Annotated in this window: 8 protein-coding genes; 7 read left to right on the forward strand and 1 reads right to left on the reverse strand. The window is 56.9% G+C overall.

Annotated features, from left to right (window positions below):
* Nucleotides 1-349: 349 nt before the first annotated feature.
* Nucleotides 350-628 (reverse strand): hypothetical protein, encoded by a 279-nt coding sequence (locus AADEFJLK_RS24115; protein WP_146054652.1) that lies wholly within the window; start codon nucleotides 626-628, stop codon nucleotides 350-352.
* A gap of 463 nt (nucleotides 629-1,091) precedes the next feature.
* On the opposite strand from AADEFJLK_RS24115, the gene AADEFJLK_RS17925 reads away from it, so the two are divergent.
* The 7 genes from AADEFJLK_RS17925 to AADEFJLK_RS17950 all read left to right on the forward strand — a co-directional run.
* A complete protein-coding gene (locus AADEFJLK_RS17925; protein ID WP_103975227.1) occupies nucleotides 1,092-1,598 on the forward strand; it encodes an antA/AntB antirepressor family protein in 507 nt (168 codons plus the stop codon).
* 89 nt (nucleotides 1,599-1,687) lie between these two features.
* Nucleotides 1,688-2,203 carry an antA/AntB antirepressor family protein gene (locus AADEFJLK_RS17930; RefSeq protein ID WP_170065169.1) on the forward strand — a complete coding sequence of 172 codons (516 nt, stop codon included), beginning with the start codon at nucleotides 1,688-1,690 and terminating at the stop codon, nucleotides 2,201-2,203.
* Nucleotides 2,204-2,390: 187 nt separating this feature from the next.
* Entirely contained in the window at nucleotides 2,391-3,182 is a 792-nt protein-coding gene (locus AADEFJLK_RS17935; RefSeq protein WP_170065170.1) for an antA/AntB antirepressor family protein, read from the forward strand.
* Nucleotides 3,183-3,187: 5 nt separating this feature from the next.
* Nucleotides 3,188-4,123 carry an integrase domain-containing protein gene (locus AADEFJLK_RS17940; protein WP_103975230.1) on the forward strand — a complete coding sequence of 312 codons (936 nt, stop codon included), beginning with the start codon at nucleotides 3,188-3,190 and terminating at the stop codon, nucleotides 4,121-4,123.
* Nucleotides 4,107-4,400, forward strand: a complete 294-nt coding sequence (locus tag AADEFJLK_RS24700; RefSeq protein ID WP_170065171.1) for a hypothetical protein — start codon at nucleotides 4,107-4,109, stop codon at nucleotides 4,398-4,400. Before AADEFJLK_RS17940 ends, AADEFJLK_RS24700 begins: the two co-directional genes overlap by 17 nt.
* 79 nt (nucleotides 4,401-4,479) lie before the next feature.
* Nucleotides 4,480-4,920: an antA/AntB antirepressor family protein gene (locus AADEFJLK_RS24705; protein ID WP_170065172.1), complete on the forward strand. Its 441-nt coding sequence runs from the start codon at nucleotides 4,480-4,482 to the stop codon at nucleotides 4,918-4,920.
* Between the two features lie 188 nt (nucleotides 4,921-5,108).
* On the forward strand, nucleotides 5,109-5,714 hold a 606-nt coding region (locus AADEFJLK_RS17950), incomplete at its 3' end, for an antA/AntB antirepressor family protein (protein ID WP_211299254.1).

The raw sequence follows: 5,714 nt of genomic DNA on the forward strand, positions 1-5,714 counted from the left end.
GACGCAAGGCGGCGGAATCCACCGTTTAATCAACCGGTTGACAGCAGTGTGCGGCTTGGCGGACAATCTTATCCGCATATCGTGATTCCAGGCAGGGGTCATCAGGCGGCGCCAGTTCAGCGCCTTAAACGACGAATAAACAGTCGGGGCTTAAGTCAGTGTTTTGACGGCAGGAAGCCGCACCGGACAACTTTAGAAACACAGCGGCTTTGCCGTGATATTGAAACACAGCGGCCTTTGGCTGCGGCATAGAAACAAAGCGGCTTTCGCCGCGATTTGAAAACACGGCGTCTCTGTACGCGATACTAACAGAAACAATGACTTGTCGGCACGGTAAGCGACGTGGCCGTCAGGCATTAATTCCTCCAAGCTTTGGGTAGCATCTGTGATGTTGCGCCTGGGCTTGCGCTTGCCTGCCGTCCTGTGAGGGGCTGCGGGTCACTTCACCTCCGTTTTGCGCCCGCCTGCCGGGCTTGGGCAAGACGGCATTTCCCCGATGCCTTTTGGGCAGCGCCGCTGGCGGCCTGTCTTTTTTGGCCTCTTCGCCCCGCGCCGGGGCAAAACCACCGCTTTTGGCGGTCGGGTTTGGCGATGGCGCGGGGTCTTTGAAACCGTTTATGTCGGACATAAACGGTTTCCGTCGTAGCCCCGAAACCCCTTGTCCTTCGCGGACGCCAGCATTTTTTGTTGGGGGGTTTTTGGGGGTTTTCCTGTCATGGGCTGTAAAAAAGGTACTGCCGCCGTCGTGTTGTGACGGTGGCCGGGATTGGCCATCCCTTTTTTCCGTGAAGGTTGCATTATTGTTCCCGCTTTGCGCGGCGGGTAAGAAGACGCGCGTTTGCTCCTCGTTGTACACACCCTTTCCGGCTGGGTAAGTCGTGAATTTTCTTTTAACCGTAGCGGTTTTTTGGTCTTGTGTGCGGCGGGGGGCTGCTTGTCCGATGTGGATCCTGGCGTTTGGGATTTTGAGGTTCTGGGATTTTTTTTGCTTTTTAATGGCTTGGGTTTGCCGAAAGGTACGGCTGTCATCTATCACTATGAGCGATGGATGGAGGGCAAAAAAGGGTGATGGTTTGAAATAGGCGGAAGGTATGACGAAAACTGATGCGGATGGTGTCAGTGCGGATGTCGGGGCGGCAACGTTAACGCCGTCCGGGGCGGACGGCCTGATTTCCGTGTTCGCTGCGGATATTGGCGGGACGTTGCGCCCTGCGGTGGATGCGCGAGAGCTGCACCAATTTCTCGGCTCGAAACAGGACTTTTCGAGCTGGATCAAACGTCGGTTCAGGGAGTACGGGTTTGTCGAAGGCGATGACTATGCATCCATCACTAAATTTAGTGATGGATGCAAAAGGGACAAAAACAACCGGGTCATTGATGACAAAGGGCTTGTCGTCCCTATTGAATATCACCTTAAGCTGGATGTCGCCAAGGAGCTGGCGATGGTGGAGAAGAACGCCAAGGCAGCGGCGCGGCGGTATTTCATTGGTTGCGAGAGCCGCCTGTTGGCGCAGTTGTTGGCCCAGGCCGGCCAAATCCGGCCGGCGGCGCCGCCACTGGATGCGGGGGAAGGTTTTGGGATTTTGGATGATCTTTAATGGCTTTGGTTAGCCGAAAAATGCTTTGCATCCATCCCCAATTTTGGTGATGGACACAGGGGTTAATGGTTTGGGATAAGGGGAAAGGTATGACGAAAACTGATGCGGATGCTGTGGGAATTGGTGTGGGTGGGGATGCGCCAATGTTAATGCCGTCCGGGGCGGACGGTTTGGTTCCGGTGTTGTTTATGGCGGAGATTGGCGGGACGTTGCGCCCTGCGGTGGATGCGCGGGCGTTGCACCGGTTTTTGGGCGTGAAACAGGATTTTTTGGTGTGGGTCAAAAACAGGATGGCTGAGTACGGCTTTATTGAGGGGCTAGATTTCCTGCCCCCCCAAATGGGGGAGCAGGAAAATGCTGGCCTCCAGACGACAATCGATTATCACCTGTCGCTGGATATGGCCAACGTGTTGGCGATGGTGGAGAAGAGCGACCAAGGCCGTGCGGCCTTGTTGGCTCGAACCGGCCAAACGCGGCCGGAAGCGCCGCCGCCGGATGCGGGGAAGGTTGTTCCGTTGCCCGCCGACAGGGTGCCGGTTTTGCTGGCGGTTCTGGTTGCGCTTGGGGTTTTTTGGGGGCTTGCCTTTTCCTGTCATGGGCCGTAAAAAGGCCGCGTTGCCGTTGTGTGTTGTACCCGCTTTGCGCGGCTGGGCCTGTTTTCCCGACCAGATGGGGAGAATTTTAGTTTTTTGATGTTTTTTAATGGCTTTGGTTAGCCGAAAAATGCTTTGCATCCATCGCCAATTTTGGCGATGGATAAAGGGATTAATGGTTTGGGATAAGGGGAAAGATATGACGAAAACTGATGCAGATGGTATGGTAATTGGTGTGGATGCGGCAACGTTAACGCCGTCCGTGGCGGACGGCCTAATTTCCGTGTTCGCTGCGGAGATTGGCGGGACGTTGCGCCCTGCGGTGGATGCGCGGGAGCTGCACCAATTTCTCGTCTCGAAACAAGACTTTTCGAGCTGGGTCAAACGTCGGTTCAGGGAATACGGGTTTGTTGAAGGCGATGACTATGTATCCATCACTAAATTTAGTGATGGATACAAAAGGGACAAAAACAACCGGGTCATTGATGACAAGGGGCTTATCGTCCCTATTGAATATCACTTTAAGCTGGATGTCGCCAAGGAGATGGTGATGGTGGAGAAGAACGCCAAGGCAGCGGCGCGGCGGTATTTCATTGGTTGCGAGAGCCGCCTGTTGGCGCAGTTGTTGGCCCAGGCCGGCCAAACGGAGCCGGAAGCGCCGCCATCTTCGGATGCGGGGGAGGTTTTTCCCTTGCCTGAGGACAGGGTGCCGATTTTGCTGGCGGTTCATGAACGGTCGTTGTTTTTGTTTTGCCGGGAGTATGTGCCTTTCCTCAGCGACCCTGCCCTGTCCGTCGCGGAACTGAGGTTGCGCTGGCAGTGCTTACGCGCCTATTTTTATGGCTTGGGGGACGGGATGTTCGACGGTGTGGAGGCTGTGGCCGCACAAACGCCGGGCGGGGCGGATGAGAAAAGGCGGGCGGCGTTTGCGTTCATCTGGCGTTGGCGGCCGCGTGGCGGCGCTGGGTTCGGTGACGGTGTTGGGGGCTAACCGCAATGGCGACAAGGAATTATGGCTTGGGTTCGCGGGACATGAAGTTTGCGGCGGGGCTGCTGTTGGCGAAGTTGGACATGAGTTTCGGTACGCGTGCCTGTGTTGCCGACCGTTGGGCGGTGTTTGTCGATTGGGCGAAGCCGCAGGGGGTGAACAAGATGGAGAAAATCGACCGGGCGTTGGTGGTCAGGTATGGGGAGTATCTGCAAACGCTGGTGGCCAAGGGCGATATGAAGCCGGCGACCGCCCAGGTTTATGTGTCGGCGGTGAATACGGTGATGGACAATGCGACGGGGCAGCGTTGGGAGCGCGTCAGCCCGACCAAGGCGTGCGGCATCGGCAAGCGCAGCCATGTGGCGGCGGCAAGTAAGGCGCTGTCGGCTACGGAACACCGGGCGGCGCAGGATAAGGTGGACGGGCGGGTGGCGGTGATGTTGGAGCTGCAACGCACCTTCGGGCTGCGTTTTAAGGAGTCGGCGTTGTTGGACGCGAAGGCGGCGCTGAAGGAGGCGACGGCCAAAGGCACGCTCACCCTCACCTCCGGCACTAAGGGCGGCAGGAAGCGCACGGTGCCGGCGGCGCAGGGGACTTTGGCGGTGTTGGCGGCGGCGGCAAAACTTCAGGACGGGCGTTCGATGGTGCCCAAGGCCATGACCTATGCCGAGTTCCGGCGCGGCTGTTACCGCCAGGCCTATGCGGCCGGGTTCGGGTTCCATCAGGAACGCCACCATTATGCCCAGCGCCGTTATGCGGAACTGGCCGGCGTGCCGGCGCCGTTGAAGGCCGGGTGGGCGGGGCGGCACCGCGTCGCCAAGATGGCGGCGCATTTGGGTGTCAGCCGGGCGGCGGCGGCGAAGCTGGACGCCACCGCCCGGCTGGCCTTGGCGCGTGAGCTGGGGCATAACCGCATTGAGGTGACCCGTGTCTATACTGGCTGATGAAATCCGGCGCTTGGCGCACCGTTATGTCCGTAAGGGCGCTAAGGCGCACCGCCGGAAACAGGTGCAGAAGCTGTTGCTGTTTGTTGCGTGGGTGGAGACCCAGGAGGCCGTCGGCCACCCGGCGCGGCTGGGCAAGCGCCATGTCATCGGGTTTTGGCGGGCTCACGATGGCCTTTCCGACAAGACCCGGTATGGCTATTGGCTGGCCTTGTGCGTACTGTGGGGATGGTTGGACAAGCCCGACAAACCGCCTCGGCCGTTTCTTCGCGGGTAGGCCGGTAAACATAAGGTTAGGCAATAGGGTATCAACCGACCGTTATCTGCGAAAATATCGGTATTTTTTTGTGTGTTATGTGATAATACTGCCAAATAATGGCCGATTAAATAACCTGTGTTATCCTTATATCAAAACCAGCTTGGTGTGGGTCAAAAACAGTATTGCTGAGTATGGCTTTATTGAGGGGCTAGATTTCCTGCTACCCCAGATGGGGGAGAAGGAAAATGCTGGCCTTCAGACGACAACCGATTATCACCTGTCGGTGGATACGGCCAACGTGTTGGCGATGGTGGACAAGAGCGACCAAGGCCGTGCGGCGCGGCGGTTTTTCATTGACTCAGAAAACGTCCTTTGGGAGCAATTGTTGGTTCGAATCAGCCAAACGCGACCGGAAGCACCGCCGCCGGATACGGCGGCGGTTGTTCCGTTGCCCGCCGACAGGATGCCGATTTTGCTGGCGGTTCTGGTTGGGCTTGGGGTTTTTTGGGGGCTTTCCTTTTCCTGTCATGGGCCGTAAAAAAGGCCGCGTTGCAGTTGTGTATTGTTTCCGCTTTGCGCGGTGGCGTTTGTTTGCCCGACCAGATGGGGAGGGTTTTGGTTTTTTGATTTTTTTAATGGCTTTGGTTAGCCGAAAAAATGCTTTGCATCCATCCCCAATTTTGGCGATGGATAAAGGGGTTAATGCTTTGGGATAAAGGGAAAGGTATGACGAAAACTGATATGGATGGTGTAGCAATTGGTCTGGGTGGCGATGCGGTAACGTTAATGCCGTCCGGGGCGGACGGTTTGGTGCCGGTGTTTATGGCGGAGATTGGCGGGACGTTGCGCCCTGCGGTGGATGCGCGGGAGTTGCACCAATTTCTCGGCTCGAAACAGGACTTTTCGAGCTGGATCAAACGTCGGTTCAGGGAGTACGGGTTTGTCGAAGGCGATGACTATGCATCCATCACTAAATTTAGTGATGGATACAAAAGGGACAAAAACAACCGGGTCATTGATGACAAGGGGCTTGTCGTCCCTATTGAGTATCACCTTAAGATGGATGTCGCTAAGGAGTTGGCGATGGTGGAAAAAAATGAACGCGGCCGTGAGGCGCGGCGGTATTTTATTGATTGCGAGAGTCGGCTGTTGGCACAATTGCTGGCTCAGGCCGGCCAAACGGAGCCGGAAGCGCCGCCATCTTCGGATGCGGGGGAGGTTTTTCCGTTGCCTGAGGACAGGGTGCCGATTTTGCTGGCGGTTCATGAACGGTCGTTGTTTTTGTTTTGCCGGGAGTATGTGCCTTTCCTCAGCGACCCTGCCCTGTCCGTC

This window comes from Methylovulum psychrotolerans (assembly GCF_002923755.1).
Taxonomy (GTDB): domain Bacteria; phylum Pseudomonadota; class Gammaproteobacteria; order Methylococcales; family Methylomonadaceae; genus Methylovulum; species Methylovulum psychrotolerans.

Coding starts and splice junctions, on each gene's coding strand:
- AADEFJLK_RS17940 (WP_103975230.1), top strand. CDS start 3,188: ATGGCGACAAGGAATTATGGCTTGGGTTCGCGGGACATGAAGTTTGCG.
- AADEFJLK_RS17935 (WP_170065170.1), top strand. CDS start 2,391: ATGACGAAAACTGATGCAGATGGTATGGTAATTGGTGTGGATGCGGCA.
- AADEFJLK_RS24115 (WP_146054652.1), bottom strand. CDS start 628: ATGTCCGACATAAACGGTTTCAAAGACCCCGCGCCATCGCCAAACCCG.
- AADEFJLK_RS17930 (WP_170065169.1), top strand. CDS start 1,688: ATGACGAAAACTGATGCGGATGCTGTGGGAATTGGTGTGGGTGGGGAT.
- AADEFJLK_RS17925 (WP_103975227.1), top strand. CDS start 1,092: ATGACGAAAACTGATGCGGATGGTGTCAGTGCGGATGTCGGGGCGGCA.